The following is a 17,947-nucleotide window of genomic DNA, read 5'->3' on the forward strand; positions in this document are numbered from 1 at the left end:
ATAAGCTTATTGCGGCCTTAATAAGCAAAGGGCAAAGTAGTTGTTATCATCCTGCCATGTTTGCTCTAAGTTTAAGTTAGCCTGCCCTGCAAGTTGTTTAAACGACTCAAGAGTATACTTATGTGAATTTTCAGTATGGATGCTTTCACCTTTTATAAAATCTACTTGTTGGTTATTTATAACCACACTTTGGTCGCACTTACTCACTAAGTGCATTTCTATACGACTATGATGTTCGTTAAAGCGTGATTCGTGACTAAAGTTATCCAAATCAAAAGTACCGTTAAGCTCGTTATTAATTCTTTGTAGTAAGTTTTTATTAAACGCAGCGGTGATACCTGCGCCATCGTCGTATGCATCGAGCAATACTTGGCGCTCTTTTACTAAATCGATACCAATTAATACATAACCATTTACACCACATAAGCGATGAAAGTTATTCATAATTTCAATGGCTTTTACGGGGGCAAAATTCCCAAGTGTAGAGCCTGGGAAATAAACTAAGTTTGTTTGGCTATCTAGGGATGTATCTTTTGTTAGCTGCTTTACCATTTGGCTATGAGTAAAGTCGCCAAGTAGCGGCGAAATAGATAACTCAGGAAATAACGGCGATAAATGCGCCAGTGAGTAGTTAAGCATTTCTGATGATATTTCAAAAGGAACAAACGTTTTAACATTGCTCATATGAGCGAGCAAATACGCTACTTTTTTACCCGACCCGCAACCAGGTTCTATTATTGATAGGTTTTCAGGAAGCATATTTGCAATTGCTTTTGAATAATCTTCTAAAATTGCCAGTTCTGTACGTGTAACATAATATTCTTTTAGTGACGTTATTTGCTCAAATAATGCAGCGCCTTTGTCATCATAAAAATACTTACATGGCAGTGTTTTTTGTTGTTGGGCGAGCCCGCTTAATACATCATTTAAAAACTCAGTGTCGGTTATGCTGCACTGCTTTATTGCTGTTAGTTGGCACATAGTATGTCCTTTGCTAGTCGAATTCCGCTGCACATCCACGCTTGGTGTGGGTAATAAAAATTTCGGTAGGTTTGTCGCAGGTGGTTTTTTGGGGTGAGTACACACCCGCCACGCAACACCATTTGATTGTTCATGAACTTGCCATTGTATTCACCTGCCACCCCTTCAATAGGTTTAAAGCCGGGATAAGGTAAATACGCGCTATTAGTCCACTGCCAACATGCATCACTTAATTGTTCTATGTTTGCCTCACCTTTTGCTGGCGCTGGCATTAAGTTGTCATCAATCGTTTTATTTGTCGCACTATTTTGAGCCGCATATTCCCATTCAAACTCAGTTGGCAAACGTGCTTTTACAAAATTAGCGTAAGCACTGGCCTCAAAATAACTAATATGGCAAATGGGTGCATTTAAATTAAGTGGCTGTAGGCCATAATGTGTAAATTCGTACCACTGTTCATTAATACATTGCCAATATAGCGGTTGCGTTAACTGATTTTCTTGAATGTTTGCCCAGCCATCACTCAACCAATAATCGGCAGTGTTATAACCGCCCGCATTAATAAAAGCTAAATATTCGCCATTGGTAACCAACCTGTTTGCAAAACTAAATGGGTGAATGAGTACTTGGTGCTTTGGCTGTTCGTTATCATATGCAAATTCAGTTTCTGCATTTGTGCCTATATTAATAATTGCTTGATCAAACTCTATAAACTCCATAGCTTTAATATCGGCTTGTTTTTCTGTGTAGAGCTGTGATGGACTAAGGTACTGTGGATATAAAGGGTTAACAGAAAAATTATATTTAATGTCCATGAGCATCAGTTCTTGATGTTGTTGCTCATGATTTAAGCCAAGTACAATGATGTTTTTAATATCATCACTAAGCGAGGTATTTAGTAATTGAGTCACATGCTTATCTACGTAGGTTCTATAAGCTATTACTTCATCAAGCGCTGGCCTTGATAAACTTGCGCGGTTTGCGCGCTTAAACTGCTCCCCTATGCCGTTATAGTAAGAGTTAAATAACATTTTAAAATGCGGATTAAATACACTGTACTGCTCATCGTGAACACTTAATAAAAAAGTTTCGAAAAACCATGTAGTGTGCGCTAAATGCCATTTAGTGGGGCTTGCATCTGCCATCGCTTGTAACTGGCAGTCTTCAGCACTCAAAGAAGCAATAATATTTAAACTGTTGCTTCTTATACCTATAAAACGGTTAACCAGCTCATTGTTATGGGAGGTGCTTACAGCGCTCTGACTCATAATAGTATTAATCCTTTGCCTATTTACTTAAAATATAGTCTAGACCTTGAGTAGTGTTAAATCATATTCATATTACAACTTGATTAAAGCAAAACATCAGCCTATAAAATAATGACTATTCTCACTAGTCAGTATTAAATAATCAAAAAATTATGATCTTTATTTGTTTAATTAAGTACCATAATGCTTTTAATACCAAACTAATTTTTAACCCTAACTGAACTTATTGTTTTTTACTCAAACACTACTAAATCATAATTTTGGCCATATAAACAGCGTTTTAAATACAAATTCATTTACATTTAATATTTAACTCATACACTAGTAGCTGTATGATCACTCTTCAAATTAGTTAGTCTTCAAATAATTACAGTATTACTTTTTACTTGATATTTAAAGGCTAATGTAATTCGATATAACGCCGATTTATTTCGGCTTGTTAGGACAACAATAGAGGTATTGCATGAAGGAAAATCATGACAAATATAGTATCGACAATACGGACTACACCGTAGGTCAGGATAATGTACAAAAATGGGGATTTGATATACATAACCCTGTTTTTGGTATCAGTGCAGGCCTGATTGTCGTTTTTTTAATCGCCATTTTAGTTACTGAGCCGCAAACTGCAAAAGCCGCACTCGACGGCGTTAAGCTCGATATTATTAATAATTTTGATGCTTTATTTATGTGGGCAGCAAACTTTTTTGTATTATTTTGCTTGGCATTAATTGTATCTCCTTACGGTAACATCCGCTTAGGTGGCGATGATGCTAAACCATCACATTCTCGTATCTCTTGGCTCGCTATGTTATTTGCTGCTGGCATGGGTATTGGCCTTATGTTTTGGGGCGTTGCAGAACCTGTAGCCTATTTTACTGGCTGGTATGAAACACCACTTAACGTAACTGCTAATACCCCTGAGGCTGCAAAGCTTGCCATGGGTGCAACTATGTTCCATTGGGGATTACACCCATGGGCAATTTACGCAGTCGTTGCGCTTTCTTTAGCATTTTTTACCTATAATAAAGGGTTACCTCTTTCAATTCGTTCTATTTTTTACCCAATATTGGGCGACAAAGCTTGGGGATGGCCTGGTCACGTAATTGATATTTTAGCCGTACTTGCCACCTTGTTTGGCCTAGCAACCTCGTTAGGTTTAGGTGCTCAACAAGCATCTGCAGGTATTAACCATGTGTTTGGAACAGATGGTGGTGTTGGCTCTCAAATATTAGTAATAGTGGGTGTAACCCTGCTAGCTATTATTTCTGTTGTGCGTGGAATTGATGGCGGCGTAAAACTTTTAAGTAACATTAATATGCTAATTGCTTTTGCCTTATTAGTGTTTGTTTGCTTAGTAGGTTTTGCTGTTGCTATGGGTAATGTTCCTAATACAATTATGGGTTATGTAGAAAACATAATTCCGCTTAGTAATCCTCATGGTCGTGAAGACGAAACATGGATGCACGGCTGGACTGTATTTTACTGGGCTTGGTGGATTTCGTGGTCACCGTTTGTAGGTATGTTTATAGCACGCGTATCACGTGGTCGTACAATTCGTGAATTTTTGGTAGCGGTATTATTAATTCCTACATTAGTCACTGTTTTATGGATGTCGATTTACGGCGGTATTGCTATAGACCAAGTAGTTCAGGGTGTTGGTAGCTTAGGCACTAACGGTTTAACTGATGTACCTTTAGCCATGTTCCAAATGTTTGACGAGCTACCTATGGCTAATATTCTATCGTTTATTGCTATTGTGTTAGTGCTGGTCTTTTTTATTACTTCGTCAGACTCTGGCTCGCTTGTAATAGACTCTATTACAGCAGGCGGTAAAATTGATGCACCAGTGCCACAGCGTATTTTTTGGGCATCGGTAGAGGGTGCAATTGCAGCAGCTCTACTTTGGATTGGTGGAACAGAGGCTATTCAGGCACTTCAAGCTGGTGCGGTATCAACTGGCTTACCATTCACCATTGTATTATTACTAATGTGTGTAAGCTTATTATTAGGTTTACGTACTGAGCCACGCTCACTAAGTAAATAAGTAATATATATTAAACGCTAAAACGCCGCATAATTGCGGCGTTTTTTTTATGTTTGAAGTTAAGCCCTGTTGGCTCTTATAAATTAAGAATTGTTTTTAAGAGAGTAACCGCGTTACTTAAGTCCAGTTGTGCATGAGTCCTTAACGTAATGCTAAAAATTTAAAATCAAAATGTATCTCTCTTTAAGCCGCTAGCTTAAAATTTCACTAAGCGGCGTATCGCTTCTGTAGTGATATTGAATCTGCGCTATTAACAGCTCTGCCGTTGCTAATGCGTCAATTAACGCATTGTGATTATGATAAGCCGGCAGTGAATAGCGTTTTCTACAATCATTTAACCTTACTGAGCCCAACTTACTCTTAAATAACCGCCCTAGTAAGCCTTGTCGTGCATGTAGCGCTTTGCGTTCTATTTCCATGGTATCGACTAATGCAAACTCAATACCTTCGCTTATACGTGCTAATAAAGCATTATTTAAAAAATGACGTTCAATAGCTGCATAATGCACAACAACAATTTTACCGCTAAGCGCATTTAACAAAGGTCCTAAAATAGAGGCTAAATCGGGTGCTTCATCAACTTCTGAGTGTGTAATACCATGAATAACAATAGACTCTTCACTTAAGCTCTTTCGAGGTTGTACAACCCAGTGTTTACTTTGCTTGCAGTACACTCGCTCTAAACTAAATGGTACTAAACCAACACTCACTATATCATCGACTTCGCTATTTAGACCGGTTGTCTCAAAATCTAAAGCCACAAAAGGAACATCTTTTAAAGGGGTTTTAATGTCACTAAACGCATGAGTATAAAAATGCCTTAAAAAAGTATTTTTAGTTTTAGAGGCATTTTGCTTGTATTTTTTTTCCCAATTAGCGTTATTGTACGAGCACTTACCCATCAGTGTTTTACACCAACATTGGCAGAGTAACTAAATTTTAAGTAGCTTTGTGCTTTTTCAAGTATTGCAAACGCCTCTTTTAAATTGCGCTGCTCAAACGGCGATAATAGATGTGGGTCTAGATCATTATCTGGCTCTTCGCCTTGCTCGATTTGCCACGCCTGATGACGTATCCGCATCATGGCGATATACTCTAGTGAATCTCGTAAATCTTGTGCTTTTCCTTCAGGTAGTAACTTGGCCTCTATAATATCCTCTAAGCGCTCAAACGAGTTTTGCTTACGTGAGCCAATGGCTAATGCATGGACTCTTATTACATCTGAAAGAGGTGCTGTTCCTCTACGCTTTAGGTTCATAGAGCGTTTGTGTTGGCCATTATGCTCAAGCACAAACCCTTTAAAAAAGCCCAGAGGTGGTGTTCTATTACGTGCGTTTGAAGCCATGTTTGCTAAAAACACCCTATTCGTTTTACTTTGCTTAGCAATAAATTTTTTAAGCTCTTCAGCCCACTTGGTTTTGCCCCATACGCCATCTAAATCAAAAAATATTGAGCTATTTAATAACGCTTGCGGCTTAGGCTGCTCAATCCACTGTGTAAATTGATCAAACCACTGTGAGCGTGTTTTACGCCATTTTTTAAATGACGCCATAATTTCACCATCACAATAGGTATAGCCACATTGCGCTAAGCCATCACAGACAAAATCAGAAATATTTTGGAAGTAATCATCGTGTTTATCGTCATCGTAACTGTCATCTAAAATAAGCGCGTTATCTTGATCGGTTACAATTAGCTGCTCGTCGCGTGCCATTGAGCCAAGGGCTATAAAGCAATACGGTACAGGTGGCGGGCCAAATTTTTCTTCGGCTAAGACTAATAAACGTTGCTTAAATGTGCGCCCTATTACGGCCATAGCCGTGCCGACCATATGCGAATTGGCATCTTCATTTACCATACGTACAAATACGTTGGGTAATTGGCGCGCATAGTGCGCTAAATCTTCAATTGTTTGTTGCGCTAATATTCCACGTACTAGCAATAAGCTACTTTGCGACTCGTAGCGTAAAATATCAGAAAGAGAAATAACCCCAATTGGGCGGCGTTTTTGTACTACAGGCAAATGGTGTAAGTTGTCGCGAAGCATGGCTAGTACCGCTTCAAACACGTATGCGTTTGCATCTAGCAATACCAAATTAGTTGACATAATTTGCTCCGCTTTTACGTTAAGCGCTAAGCCCTGTGCAACTACTTTAGTTCTGAGGTCTCTGTCGGTAATAATGCCTGCAATTTGGCCGTCATCTTCTTCTGGGTCATCACTTATTGGCTTATTAGCGTCGGTAACTAATACTGACGATACAGCTTCTTCTGTCATGATTTTAGCTACATCTTGTACCGTGGTTTGTGTATCAACAGTCACCACATCACGATGAATTAAGGATTTTACTTTTGCAGTGGTTAAGTCGTTCCCGTCTGCTTGCTCAACAATTGCTTGGCGAAGGCGTACATTACCATCTTCTTCAAAGTAATCTGCAAACGAGTCAAATTCATCACAATAGCGATTAAATATGTCAACGTTAATACAATAAACAAGCGTGTCTTCTAATGCTTTAGCAGGAAAACGCACTTTGCGATTCATTAGCAGGCCCATTTGACCAAATATCCCGCCAACCTCTAATCGATTATAGAGTTCGTTATTACGACGGTATATTTCGACAGAGCCACTTCTAATAACAAATAGATCTGCTATATCTTGGCCAAGCGTTAAAATATCGGTTTGTGATCGGTAATAAGCGACTTCAACTTGTTGAGCAAGCTCGTTTAGGGCGTTAGTTGGTAAATCATCAAATGGTGGGTGCTGCGCCAAAAACTGCGCTATTTCAACTTGTTCAGCTTGCATTGGGGATTCCTTGTGAGCACTCAATAAGGCATGTATATGCTTAAGTGGCTATCTTAACAAACAAATATAGCCAAGCAAGATTTAACTAATAGCCTCACCATTTTAAAAATAAAAGTGGTGAGGCTATAACTATAATTGCACTTTAAGTTAGCTTTTCAAGTTCTTGTTCTAGCTCTTTAGATTCGTCCCCTCGAGGGGTTGTAAAGCGTGCTAAGCCTAAGTAAATAACAGGCGTTAAATAAAGCGTAAATAATACAGCCAGTGCAAGACCACCAAACACTACCCAACCAATTGCATTACGTGCTTCAGCGCCTGCCCCTGTAGACATAATTAATGGTAATGCACCTAATAAGGTTGATATAAGGGTCATGGTAATTGGTCTTAAACGCACTAATGCGGCTTTCTCTACTGCATTTCTTACTGATAACCCTTGGTCACGTAATTGATCTGCAAATTCAACCAGTAAAATCGCGTTTTTAGCGATTAAGCCAATCAGCATAACTAAGCCGATTTGAGAGTAAATATTTAACGATGTTCCCGTTAAATAAAGCGCTAAAATTGCAGAAGTAATCCCAAATGGTACGGTTATCATAACGACTACAGCGCTGTTTACATTTTCAAATTGCGCAGCCAGCACTAAAAATACAATCAAAAAAGCCAGTACATAAGTTACAAGTACTTCGCTAGATGTTTCCTCATAGGTCAATGCTTCCCCTTTGAACGCAAGTGCAATTCCAGGCGCTAGCGACTGCTCAGACACTAACTTAATTTGCTCAACCAACGATGCAATCGTTAACCCTTCAGGCAGTTCCATACTAAGCTCTATAGAGCGGCGCTGCGCATGTCGTTCTAGTTCAGCTGCTACGCCTTCTTCAGAGATATAAGCCACACTACTCAAAGGCACTAAGCTGTTATTACCTGCCCTTATGTATAAATTAGCCAAATCGCTCGGATCGTTTATTGTTTGATTTTGTGCTTGCAACATTATGGGAACAGATTGGTCACCTATGTTTAAATCTTCAATATCGTCGCCGTTAATGGCCGCTCTTAGTGTAATAGCAATGTCGCTGAGCGCAACGCCAAGCTCTTGAGCGCGTCGCCTGTCTATATTGACTCTAAGCTGTGGTTGCGAAGGCTGATAAGAAATACGCACGGGAGCAACTTCGGGTACTGCTTTTTCAAGGGCTGCTGAAAACTGTTGAGCGGCTTTGAATATTTGCAAGTAATCTTGCCCTAGTAAGGCAATCTCCACACCACCACCTTGGCCACGCAAATTTAAACTATTGGCACCGCCTGGAAATGCAGGAGCACCGGGAATATTGCCCAAAGGCTCACGAATTTTGTTGATTATTTCTTGTTGGCTAAAGTGCCTTTCATCCCAGTGCTTTAATGGCACAGTAATAAATACAATATTTGGATCCCACTGGCCAACTACGGTGTAAATTGATTCTATTTCGCCACTATCAATAAAAGGTAATAAAATATCTTCCATTTTTATGGCTTGTCTATCCATAAAATTAAGCCCTACACCATCAGGTCCCCGTGCAAATATACGTATTTTTCCGCGATCTTCACTCGGCAATAATTCACTGTCTAAACTCGTATATAAAGCGCCAGAGCCACCGGCAACTAATAAACAAGCAATAAACGTAAGCCATGCATGATCAAGCACCTTATGAATTGATTTTGTATAAATACCACCAAGCCAGTGGCCTAGCTTTGCAAATGGATGAAAACCACCCTGCTTTAACTTTAATTTAGAAGTAAGTGCAGGCACTAAAGATAGCGCTACAAAACTAGATATAATAACCGCGCCTGCAAGTACACCACCAAATTCTCTAAATAATCGCCCTGCAGTGGACGGTAAAAATGCAATAGGTATAAATACTGCAGCCAACACAGCTGTAGTTGCCACTACTGCAAAAAACACTTCCCGAGTGCCTATTACCGCAGCAGCACGTCTACCTAGCCCTAAACCTCGTTGTCGCTGAATGTTTTCGCTTACTACAATGGCGTCATCAACAATTAAGCCAGTAGCAAGTACAAGGGCGAGTAATGTTAAAATATTAATCGAAAATCCAAGTGCCCAAATAAGTGCTAGCGAGCCAATTAAGGCCACCGGAATTGCAAAAGCCGGTACGAGTGTGGCTCGCCAAGAGCCGATAAAAACCCACAGTGTAATCACTACTAACAGTACGGTAAGCAATAAAGAATAAATTACCTCATCAACTGAGCTTCTTATAAACTGTGCATCATCAGAGGTAAGGGTAAACTCCATTTCAGGAAAACGTGTTTGCATACTGTTGATGAGCTTTAACACTTCGTCAGATATTTCTATTGTATTTGATTGTGCTTGGCGAATTATTTCCATACCTATAACAGGTTTACCGTTAAGTCTTACCATAGAGCGCGGATCAGCAGGTCCAAAGTAAATAGCCGCAACGTCGCTAATGCGAGTATCGCCTTGAATTATTATGTCGCCCACTTGCTCAGGGGTTATTGATGTAGCATCAGCTCGCACAATTATTTGCTGATCGTTTGCCTTCAAACTCCCAGCTGGCACGTCAAACGGCGCTTGGCTAAGTACTTGTGCTACATCTGGAATAGTTAAATTAAAGCTGCTTAATTTAAGCGGGTCGATTCGTACTCGAAGTACTCGCGCTCTATCACCATTTAAACGTACATCAGCAACCCCTGGAATGGTTAAAAATTGTGGTGCTAAATCAACATCAACTCGCTCGGTAAGTGCCTCAAGCGATAAACTATCGCTAGCGACTGTTAATGAGACAACGGCTTCTGCATCATTATCGGCTTTTATAATTGATACTCGCTCTACTTCTTCAGGGAGATCGCGTTGAACGCGCGCTACCGATTCTCGCGTTTCATTTGCGGCATCGTCTAAATTAATACCTGGTCTAAACTCAACGACAATACGCGAGTTTCCTTCTTCACTTTGCGCGCGTATAGATTTAACACCACTTACGCGAGCTACTGCACCTTCTAATTTGCTGGTTACTTCCGTGTCTACCGTTTCTGGGGAGCCACCGAGAAATGGAGCGGAAACGGTTATACGCGGCCTATCTACATCAGGAAGCTCTCTAACCTCAACCCCTGCAATAGCTGCAATGCCAGCAATAATAATAAGTAAGTTAAGTACAACAATGAGTACTGGGCGGCGAATCGCCATGGATGGCAAGTCTTGCATCATAGGTTGCTGTTTCATACTTACTCCTGCGTATCTGCTATGGTGAAGCTTAGCGCTTGCTGAGCACGCAAACGCTGTACGCCTTCAATGACTAAAATATCATCTTTATTTAAAGTGCCAGATACTAATAAACGTCCCGAAAGACGCTGCTCTATTTTTACATCAACCCGTGTGGCTTTGTTATTAACACTTGTCCACACGTAGGGCCCAGTTGCTCCCCACAGTAATGCAGCTTCTGGTATTGCGGCATAATTATTACCTAACACTTCAATATGAACTCTAAAGCTCATACCCGGTAAAAACTGCTGATTGGCGTTGTTTAGCTTTGCCTTAACTCGTAGAGTGCGAGTTTGCGGGTTAATTCGAGAGTCTAAGTAAGCAATTTCAGCCTTAATTGGGTTTTCTGATTGCCACGGGAATACTGTTATATTGCTCTTATTACGGAGCATGGATATCGCTGACTCTGGCGCATTAAAATTAATATATAAATCACTGGTGTCATCAATACTCGCTATTTCAGTAAGCTCAGAAATTCTATCACCAACCTCAACATCTGTAAGACCCATAATTCCACTTATAGGTGCGATAACTTTCCTATCTTCAAGCTCAGTTTGTGCTTGAGTTAAAGTAACTTTTGCAAGTTCAACAACGGTTTTAGCATCATCTACATCACTTTTTGGCACAGCCCCTTTAGCTTGGCTTTGCTGTAATCGTTCTAAAATTCGTTGCGTATCGGCAAGTTTAATTTTAGCCTCACTAAGTGCGGCTTTTTGTCTACGTGAATCAAGTTCGAGTAAAATATCGCCCTTTTTTACTTTATCGCCAGGTTTAAAGTATACAGCGGTTACCCTATCACCCACCGCTGGGTATAACATAACCGAATGAATCGCTTCTGTATTACCAACAGCTTGAACTTGTTGCTTAGCACGCTCTAATGTTATTTTTTGCACGACAACGTTTGCGCTCAATACTGGTAATGTCACAAATACTAAAGCAGTTAATATGCTTGTTAAAAAAATATGCGATTTCAAAGTAACACCTTAATTAATTATTATTTACATTACCTTACGAAGTTTAACAGCTGTGTGATCAATAAGTAGGTTAGAACGATAAATTGGCAGAACAATGAGATGAAATAGCTTTTGTAATACCAATTTAAGCACAGTACAAGCCTGTGTATTTATTTGGTAGCTAAAACAAAAAAGCCCAGCAAAAGCTAGGCTAATAAAATGTATTATATAAATATTATTTACCGCGCTGAGCATCCTTTTGCGCTTTTTTAGCTTCTTTACGTTGCTGTAAAACAGCTTGGGCTTCATTGCCAATGTGACCTTCGCCACGGGCTTGTGCAAGCTCTATTTGCTTTTGGCGCTCAGCAAAACGAGCGCGTTGCTCATCAGTAACATCATCAATACAGTGGTGACACGATACACCTTCCATATACTCTGGTTTTTGCTTTTCTTCTTCAGTGATTGGCATACGGCACGCATGACACTGATCGTATGAACCTTTTTGTAAATCATGATTTACCGCAACACGGTTATCAAATACAAAACATTCGCCTTCCCACATGGTTTCTTCTTTTGGGACTTCTTCTAGGTATTTTAAAATACCCCCTTCTAAGTGATAAACCTCGTCAAAACCTTGCTCTTTCATGTAGGCAGTCGATTTTTCGCAGCGAATACCACCGGTACAAAACATAGCCACTTTTTTGTGTTTTTCGGGGTCTAAATTTTCTTTAGCCCACTGCGGGAACTCACGGAAAGTTTTTGTGTTAGGGTCGACTGCATTTTGAAAAGTCCCAATTTCTATTTCGTAATCGTTACGTGTATCAATTAGGATAACTTCAGGGTCAGAAATAAGGTCGTTCCATTCATTAGGCTTTACATAGCTCCCTACCACTTTAAGAGGATCGACACCTTCAACACCCATAGTAACAATTTCGTTTTTAAGCTTTACTTTTGTGCGGTAAAACGGGCATTCATCATCGTATGATTCTTTAGTAACTATATTTTTTAGGTTGTCTTGGGTATCTAGCCACGCGAGTAAATTATCTATACCTTCGCGTTTTGCCGACACAGTACCGTTAATACCTTCAGCTGCAAGTAATAAAGTGCCGCGTACTTCGTTAGCTTCCATTACTTCTAGAAGTGGTTTACGCAGTGCTTCAAAATTGGGTAAGCCTACAAACTTGTACATTGCACATACAACAAAATGCTCGTTTGTTACATTATCTTTATGGACGACAGTCATTTTTATTTCCTATTTTGCTTTGATAGCCTTAAGTGGCGTTTACCGAATCGTAAATCCGGCGCATATGGGGCGCGTATTTTACGCTTTTTATAATTAATTGCAAAAAATAGCGCGTTAGAATGGTTTTTACTGTCGGCATAACCCTTGTGTGGGCTATAATGCGGCCATTAATTTAAGTTGCACATTGGAGAACACGACTTTGCACTTTACTGATCTTGGGATTGATACTCGCCTTGAAACACAATTAGCACATCAAGGGATCACCCAGCCCACAGATATTCAAGCACATGCAGTGCCTACCGCACTTGCAGGGCATGACATTTTTGCTCAGTCTAAAACTGGGTCGGGCAAAACATTAGCGTTTTTATTACCTGCTGTTCAGCGAGTTATGAAGCAAAAAGCGCTCAGTAAACGCGATCCTCGTGTACTTATCGTTGCACCTACCCGTGAGCTTGCAACGCAAGTATTTACTCAATTACGCTTATTAATTGCCGGCACAAATATCAAAGCTGTAAAAATATTAGGCGGTGAGAACTTTAATGATCAAATTAAAGCGCTTCGTAACGACCCTCACTTTGTTGTTGCGACACCTGGGCGTTTGGCCGATCACATCACAAAACGCTCATTACAATTAAGTGGTTTAGAGCTATTAATTTTTGATGAAGCCGACCGTATCCTAGATTTAGGTTTTACTGAACAGCTTAAAATGATTAATGAGCAAGCAAACCACCGTTTGCGTCAAACATTATTGTTTTCGGCTACACTCGATCATGCACAAGTAGATGCTCTTTCGCGTAACTTATTAAAAAAACCAAAACAGATTACGCTTAGCGCAGCAAACGAGCAGCACAGTGATATTAAACAAACGCTTTATCTAGCTGATAACCTTGATCACAAAGAAGCGTTACTTGAACATTTTTTAAAGCAAGACGATGTTGGTCAATGTATTATTTTTACAGCAACCCGTGCCGATACCAGTCGTTTAAGTGAAGCTTTAAATGACAAGGGGTTTAAATCGGTCGCGCTCGCTGGCGATTTAACACAAAGTAAGCGCCTTGAGATCATGGACTCGTTTAGCCGTGAAAACTTTAAAATACTAATTACCACCGATGTCGCTTCACGCGGATTAGATTTATTAAGTGTAACGCACGTAATTAACTTTGATTTACCAAAACACGCAGAAGAATATGTACACCGTATAGGCCGTACAGGCCGCGCTGGTTTTAAAGGTAACGCGTTATCACTTGTGGGCCCTAAAGACTGGGCTAGTTATATAGCAATAAAATCGTTTTTGAACGATGAGCTTGTATTTGCAAGTGTTGAAGGTTTAAAAGCTAAATTTAAAGGTATTAAAGAGAAAAAACCTGCTGCAGTTGTAAAAACTAAAAAAGTAACGCAGGTTAAAAAGCCACACGTTAAACGCAAAGCAAAACCTAAAAAGCCAGTGGCACCTATTAAAGCCCCTATGAATATCGATGGCGATTCACCAATGCGCCGCAAAAAAAAGCCTGAGCAGGAATAATTATGAGTTACCTAGGAACAACACAAACCCTATTTGTAAAAGAAGTAAGTAACGAAGGTGCTTACCTTGACGGCCATGACTTAGGTGAAGTTTTTTTACCAAAACAAGAAATTAAACATGAGCTCGAAGCGGGTGATAGCATTAGTGTATTTATTTATTTAGATAATGCTAACTTACCTACTGCGACCATAAAAAAGCCGTATGCTCAAGTAGGAGAATATGCCCTTCTTCGTGTTAAAGAAATAAATAGCATTGGTGCCTTTATAGATTGGGGGCTTGATAAAGACGTACTCGTTCCGTTTAATGAACAAAAGCCACGTATGCAAGAAGGCCATTCGTACCTTGTGCGTTTATATCTAGATAATGCAAGTCAGCGTATATGCGCATCGAATAACTTTAATCGCTTTTTATCAAAAGAAGAACCTAATTATTCGCATCTTCAAGAAGTTGATTTAATAGTTGCGGGTAAAACAGACATTGGATACAAAGTTTTAATTGAAGAATCTCACTTTGGTGTTGTGTTTTATAACATGGTATTCAAAAACTTATTTGTTGGGCAAAAACTTAAAGGGTTTGTTCAAAAGGTGCGTGAAGATGGTAAAATTGACGTTGTACTTGAAAAGCCTGGCATGGGTAAAGTAAGTGATCTTAGTGAAAAGATTTTAGAGAAACTCAAGCAAGAAGGTGGAATACTTGCCATTGGTGATAAGTCAGATCCTGAGCTTATCAAAAAGGTTTTCTCAACGAGTAAGGCTAACTATAAAAAAGCAATTGGTGGGTTATTTAAACAAGAGTTGATAGAAATTGAAGCTAAATCTATTCGTTTAAAATCTTAATATAAAATATACCCGCTTAGTTAGTTCTAACCTAGAATATATTTATAAGGCAATGTACATTTCGTGTATTGCCTTGAATAATCTAACACTTCAACTTCAGTTTCTAGATTAAGTGGTGCTAAGCGGAACACTTTCTTCTCACACTCTAGCTTTTTATTTTCATACTGCGACAAGCACTCCCTAACAGTGACATTTTGCGTATTAAGCGTTGCCTCATTTTTATAGCACAAGTGATGTGCATAACCTTCCATTACTTTTTTAAAGTCAAATATATTAACAGGATAAACAGAAATAACATCTGTAACTGCAGTCACGCCATCGTATGCTCTACTAGAAAACACATACTTATTAATTGAAAAACCAGCAACGATAATTAATATAGAACCTAAAAGTAACTTCAAAATAAACCCCTACACATTCTGATTTTAGTAATGTAACACAAAATCTACATAAGGTAAGGGTTTAGTACTAAATAACTGGTTTTTGTTAAATTAAGCTATTGACCTGTTAACATCTTCCAATACTTTTACTGGATTGTCAGCTTTAGTAATTGGCCTGCCAACAACTAGATAATCACTACCGGCATCAACAGCCTGTTTAGGCGTCATAATACGTTTTTGATCGCCAGCATCACTGCCTTCAGGCCTTATACCTGGAGTAACTAATTTAAAGTTATTACCTAGTTCAGCTTTTAAGATTTTAGCTTCTTGGGCTGAGCAAACAACACCATCAAGTCCTGCCTCTTTTGCTAACTTAGCAAGGTGCATAACTTGTTGTTGTGCTGTTTTTTCTATACCTAAACGTTGTAGCTCCACTTCATCCATACTTGTTAGTACCGTTACAGCAATTAACAGTGGCGCTTTATCACCAAATTTTTCGAGTGCTTGTTTGGCCCTATTCATCATTTCAAAACCGCCAGATGCATGCACATTTACCATCCACACACCCATATTTGCCGCTGCAGTAACTGCTTTAGCAACCGTGTTAGGGATATCATGAAATTTTAAATCTAAAAATACATCAAAGCCTAAATCAATTAACTCTTTTACAAATGCAGGCCCAAAATAAGTAAACATCTCTTTGCCTACTTTTAGTCGGCAAGTATCAGGAGAGAGTTGCTTTACAAAACTAAGGGCGGCTTCTTGAGAGTCATAATCTAGGGCAATAAGAATTTTTTTTGAATGTTCGAAAGACATAGCTATCCTAATGAATGGCAGTAAAGTTATAAATAGTTAGGGGTTATTAAAATCCGTCTAAGCCTCTACTTGGTACAATGGTTTCCCAATGTTTACAAGATGGGCAGTTCCAATAAATTGTGTGACTGGTAAATCCACAGTGCTGACATTGAAAATCAGGTTTTGTGGCTATATACGAGGTTACAAGCTTATCAATTTCATTGAGTACTTCTTTTGTATCTTTATTTTGATTACCCATAAGTTGCAGTAAAAAGCTAAAGCCACGAATAGTAGGTTGACGCTTTAAACTATCAGTTAAAAAATCAAATGCTTGCTTAGTATGTCCCTGCTCTAATAAAGCTTGGCAATGTTTTATTTTTATTAGCACACCACCCTTATCTAAAAGGTCGTTTAATAAATCATGAAATTGATGCGTTAAGTTTAATTGTTTATAACTATGTGCTAGCTCATCAATAAATAGAGGGGCAAACAACGTAAACTGGCAAACAAGCTCTCGCCAGTAATAAATAGCTTTAACGTAATCCTCGCTTGTATAAGCTGTTAAACCTAATTCGTAAAGCGGACGGATAGCTTTATAGTTTAAACCAATCGCTTTACGCATTAATTGAGGGTTATCATCACTCAGTGCCAATTCACAATAAAAGTTAGCAATGGCTTTAAAATGCTGCTCTTTAGAAAATAGCTCGCTATGGGCTTCAAACATATTGATGCCCTTTTCCCACTCTCGCGTTTGCGAATAAAGAGTAATAATGGGATCGAGTGCCTCGGATTCTCCTGCTTTAACAAGCCACACTAAATGCTCTTCAGCACTGTCAAGTAACCCGGCCATAATGTAATCTTCGGCAAGTTCTAAACGTGTTGTTGCGGATTCTTTTTCGCTTAAGCTAGGATGCTTTAATAGGAGTTCGTGAATTTTTATAGCGCGGTCTAGTTCACCTCGTCGGCGAAACATAGTAGCTAAAGTAGAATAATGTTCAACAGAGTCAGCGGCCACTTCGAGTAAGTTGATTAAATGCTCTAAGCCCTGATCTTCTTCTCTATCAAGTAAAAATTTTAAACCTTTACTGTATTCAGAAGTAATTTGTCTGTTAAGTTGATGAGCTTGGTTTTTAGCACTATTTTTACCCATTATCCAGCCGTAACCAGCAGCTACAGGCAGTAGTAAAAACAAAAGCTCAATCATAATTAGGCGTCTTTATTAGCAGCAAGCTTGTTTTTTTCTTTTTCAGGCGCTAATTGTTTTTTTAAACGGTAATTTTGCCACTTTAACTTTGAAAATATTTTAAAGCTTATAAAGCAACCAATTACAACACCTATTAAAAAGCAGATACTTATTATTACAGCTAAAGGTAATGTATTACTGGCAATAATATAATTAATTTGTACTAATTGTGGATTTTGAGAACCCAATACAAATGCGCATATAAGTAAAAACGCAACCAGAATAATTTTTAATACCTTAAACAAGTAACTACTCCAATGAGTTTAACTAGGCGATACTCTCGTTTACGCGGTCGCGTAACTCTTTGCCTGGTTTAAAATGAGGTACATGCTTTCCTTCAAGCTCTACTGTATCACCAGTCTTAGGATTACGACCTGTGCGAGGAGCGCGGAAATGCAAAGAGAAACTACCAAAACCTCTGATCTCAATACGATCTGAAGTAGATAATGAGCCGGCCATTTGTTCAAGAATTTCTTTTACTGCATTTTCAACATCTTTCACTGGAACGTGTGCGTGTTGTTCCGCAAGTGTTTCTATCAATTCTGACTTAGTCATAGCGTTTCCTTAATAAGAGATATAGGAAGGGCAAAAATGCCCTTCCAACTAAAAACTAATTA

15 protein-coding genes are annotated in these 17,947 nt (G+C 39.0%); 3 read left to right on the forward strand and 12 right to left on the reverse strand.

All coding sequences use genetic code 11. The features are described from left to right. Positions 1 to 6 precede the first annotated feature (6 nt). Entirely contained in the window at positions 7 to 981 is a 975-nt protein-coding gene (gene egtD, locus J8L71_RS08270; protein ID WP_211000124.1) for an L-histidine N(alpha)-methyltransferase, read from the reverse strand. Beyond that, positions 969 to 2,249: an ergothioneine biosynthesis protein EgtB gene (gene egtB, locus J8L71_RS08275; RefSeq protein ID WP_211000125.1), complete on the reverse strand. Its 1,281-nt coding sequence runs from the start codon at positions 2,247 to 2,249 to the stop codon at positions 969 to 971. The genes egtD and egtB overlap by 13 nt, the downstream gene beginning before the upstream one ends. A 463-nt stretch (positions 2,250 to 2,712) precedes the next feature. Between egtB and J8L71_RS08280 the strand changes: the two genes are divergently transcribed. Beyond that, a complete protein-coding gene (locus J8L71_RS08280; protein ID WP_211000126.1) occupies positions 2,713 to 4,296 on the forward strand; it encodes a BCCT family transporter in 1,584 nt (527 codons plus the stop codon). Positions 4,297 to 4,487: 191 nt separating this feature from the next. On the opposite strand, the gene J8L71_RS08285 is transcribed toward J8L71_RS08280, so the two are convergent. From J8L71_RS08285 to J8L71_RS08305, 5 genes are all read right to left on the reverse strand, one after another. Beyond that, positions 4,488 to 5,198, reverse strand: a complete 711-nt coding sequence (locus J8L71_RS08285; RefSeq protein ID WP_211000127.1) for a 3'-5' exonuclease — start codon at positions 5,196 to 5,198, stop codon at positions 4,488 to 4,490. Then, on the reverse strand, positions 5,198 to 7,096 hold the full coding sequence (locus tag J8L71_RS08290; protein ID WP_211000128.1) for a DUF294 nucleotidyltransferase-like domain-containing protein: 1,899 nt from the start codon (positions 7,094 to 7,096) through the stop codon (positions 5,198 to 5,200). The genes J8L71_RS08285 and J8L71_RS08290 overlap by 1 nt, the downstream gene beginning before the upstream one ends. Before the next feature lie 142 nt (positions 7,097 to 7,238). Further along, complete coding sequence (locus J8L71_RS08295; protein ID WP_211000129.1) at positions 7,239 to 10,319, reverse strand: efflux RND transporter permease subunit; 3,081 nt, start codon at positions 10,317 to 10,319, stop codon at positions 7,239 to 7,241. Positions 10,320 to 10,321: 2 nt separating this feature from the next. After that, positions 10,322 to 11,332, reverse strand: coding sequence for an efflux RND transporter periplasmic adaptor subunit (locus J8L71_RS08300; RefSeq protein ID WP_211000130.1), 1,011 nt, complete (start codon positions 11,330 to 11,332; stop codon positions 10,322 to 10,324). A gap of 214 nt (positions 11,333 to 11,546) precedes the next feature. Then, positions 11,547 to 12,554 (reverse strand): rhodanese-related sulfurtransferase, encoded by a 1,008-nt coding sequence (locus J8L71_RS08305; RefSeq protein ID WP_211000131.1) that lies wholly within the window; start codon positions 12,552 to 12,554, stop codon positions 11,547 to 11,549. Between the two features lie 199 nt (positions 12,555 to 12,753). On the opposite strand from J8L71_RS08305, the gene J8L71_RS08310 reads away from it, so the two are divergent. Both J8L71_RS08310 and J8L71_RS08315 read left to right on the forward strand, forming a co-directional pair. Further along, positions 12,754 to 14,076, forward strand: coding sequence for a DEAD/DEAH box helicase (locus J8L71_RS08310; protein WP_211000132.1), 1,323 nt, complete (start codon positions 12,754 to 12,756; stop codon positions 14,074 to 14,076). Positions 14,077 to 14,078: 2 nt separating this feature from the next. Then, positions 14,079 to 14,912 (forward strand): S1-like domain-containing RNA-binding protein, encoded by an 834-nt coding sequence (locus tag J8L71_RS08315; protein ID WP_211000133.1) that lies wholly within the window; start codon positions 14,079 to 14,081, stop codon positions 14,910 to 14,912. Between the two features lie 26 nt (positions 14,913 to 14,938). Here the strand turns inward: J8L71_RS08315 and J8L71_RS08320 are convergent, their stop codons facing one another. From J8L71_RS08320 to ihfB, 5 genes are all read right to left on the reverse strand, one after another. Then, positions 14,939 to 15,313 carry a hypothetical protein gene (locus J8L71_RS08320; protein ID WP_211000134.1) on the reverse strand — a complete coding sequence of 125 codons (375 nt, stop codon included), beginning with the start codon at positions 15,311 to 15,313 and terminating at the stop codon, positions 14,939 to 14,941. Positions 15,314 to 15,403: 90 nt separating this feature from the next. Then, positions 15,404 to 16,108, reverse strand: coding sequence for an orotidine-5'-phosphate decarboxylase (gene pyrF / locus J8L71_RS08325; protein ID WP_211000135.1), 705 nt, complete (start codon positions 16,106 to 16,108; stop codon positions 15,404 to 15,406). Positions 16,109 to 16,154: 46 nt separating this feature from the next. After that, positions 16,155 to 17,291: a lipopolysaccharide assembly protein LapB gene (lapB, locus tag J8L71_RS08330; RefSeq protein WP_211000136.1), complete on the reverse strand. Its 1,137-nt coding sequence runs from the start codon at positions 17,289 to 17,291 to the stop codon at positions 16,155 to 16,157. Positions 17,292 to 17,293: 2 nt separating this feature from the next. Further along, positions 17,294 to 17,575, reverse strand: coding sequence for a LapA family protein (locus J8L71_RS08335; protein ID WP_211000137.1), 282 nt, complete (start codon positions 17,573 to 17,575; stop codon positions 17,294 to 17,296). 22 nt (positions 17,576 to 17,597) lie between these two features. Then, positions 17,598 to 17,885, reverse strand: coding sequence for an integration host factor subunit beta (ihfB, locus tag J8L71_RS08340; protein ID WP_007583054.1), 288 nt, complete (start codon positions 17,883 to 17,885; stop codon positions 17,598 to 17,600). Positions 17,886 to 17,947 lie beyond the last annotated feature (62 nt).

The sequence above is a fragment of the Pseudoalteromonas sp. MMG007 genome (assembly GCF_018100985.1).
Classification (GTDB): Bacteria; Pseudomonadota; Gammaproteobacteria; order Enterobacterales; family Alteromonadaceae; genus Pseudoalteromonas.

Excerpts from the sequence above, each read along its gene's own strand:
- egtD (WP_211000124.1), bottom strand. The coding sequence starts at position 981 with ATGTGCCAACTAACAGCAATAAAGCAGTGCAGCATAACCGACACTGAG.
- egtB (WP_211000125.1), bottom strand. The coding sequence starts at position 2,249 with ATGAGTCAGAGCGCTGTAAGCACCTCCCATAACAATGAGCTGGTTAAC.
- J8L71_RS08280 (WP_211000126.1), top strand. The coding sequence starts at position 2,713 with ATGAAGGAAAATCATGACAAATATAGTATCGACAATACGGACTACACC.
- J8L71_RS08285 (WP_211000127.1), bottom strand. The coding sequence starts at position 5,198 with ATGGGTAAGTGCTCGTACAATAACGCTAATTGGGAAAAAAAATACAAG.
- J8L71_RS08290 (WP_211000128.1), bottom strand. The coding sequence starts at position 7,096 with ATGCAAGCTGAACAAGTTGAAATAGCGCAGTTTTTGGCGCAGCACCCA.
- J8L71_RS08295 (WP_211000129.1), bottom strand. The coding sequence starts at position 10,319 with ATGAAACAGCAACCTATGATGCAAGACTTGCCATCCATGGCGATTCGC.
- J8L71_RS08305 (WP_211000131.1), bottom strand. The coding sequence starts at position 12,554 with ATGACTGTCGTCCATAAAGATAATGTAACAAACGAGCATTTTGTTGTA.
- J8L71_RS08315 (WP_211000133.1), top strand. The coding sequence starts at position 14,079 with ATGAGTTACCTAGGAACAACACAAACCCTATTTGTAAAAGAAGTAAGT.
- pyrF (WP_211000135.1), bottom strand. The coding sequence starts at position 16,108 with ATGTCTTTCGAACATTCAAAAAAAATTCTTATTGCCCTAGATTATGAC.
- lapB (WP_211000136.1), bottom strand. The coding sequence starts at position 17,291 with ATGATTGAGCTTTTGTTTTTACTACTGCCTGTAGCTGCTGGTTACGGC.
- ihfB (WP_007583054.1), bottom strand. The coding sequence starts at position 17,885 with ATGACTAAGTCAGAATTGATAGAAACACTTGCGGAACAACACGCACAC.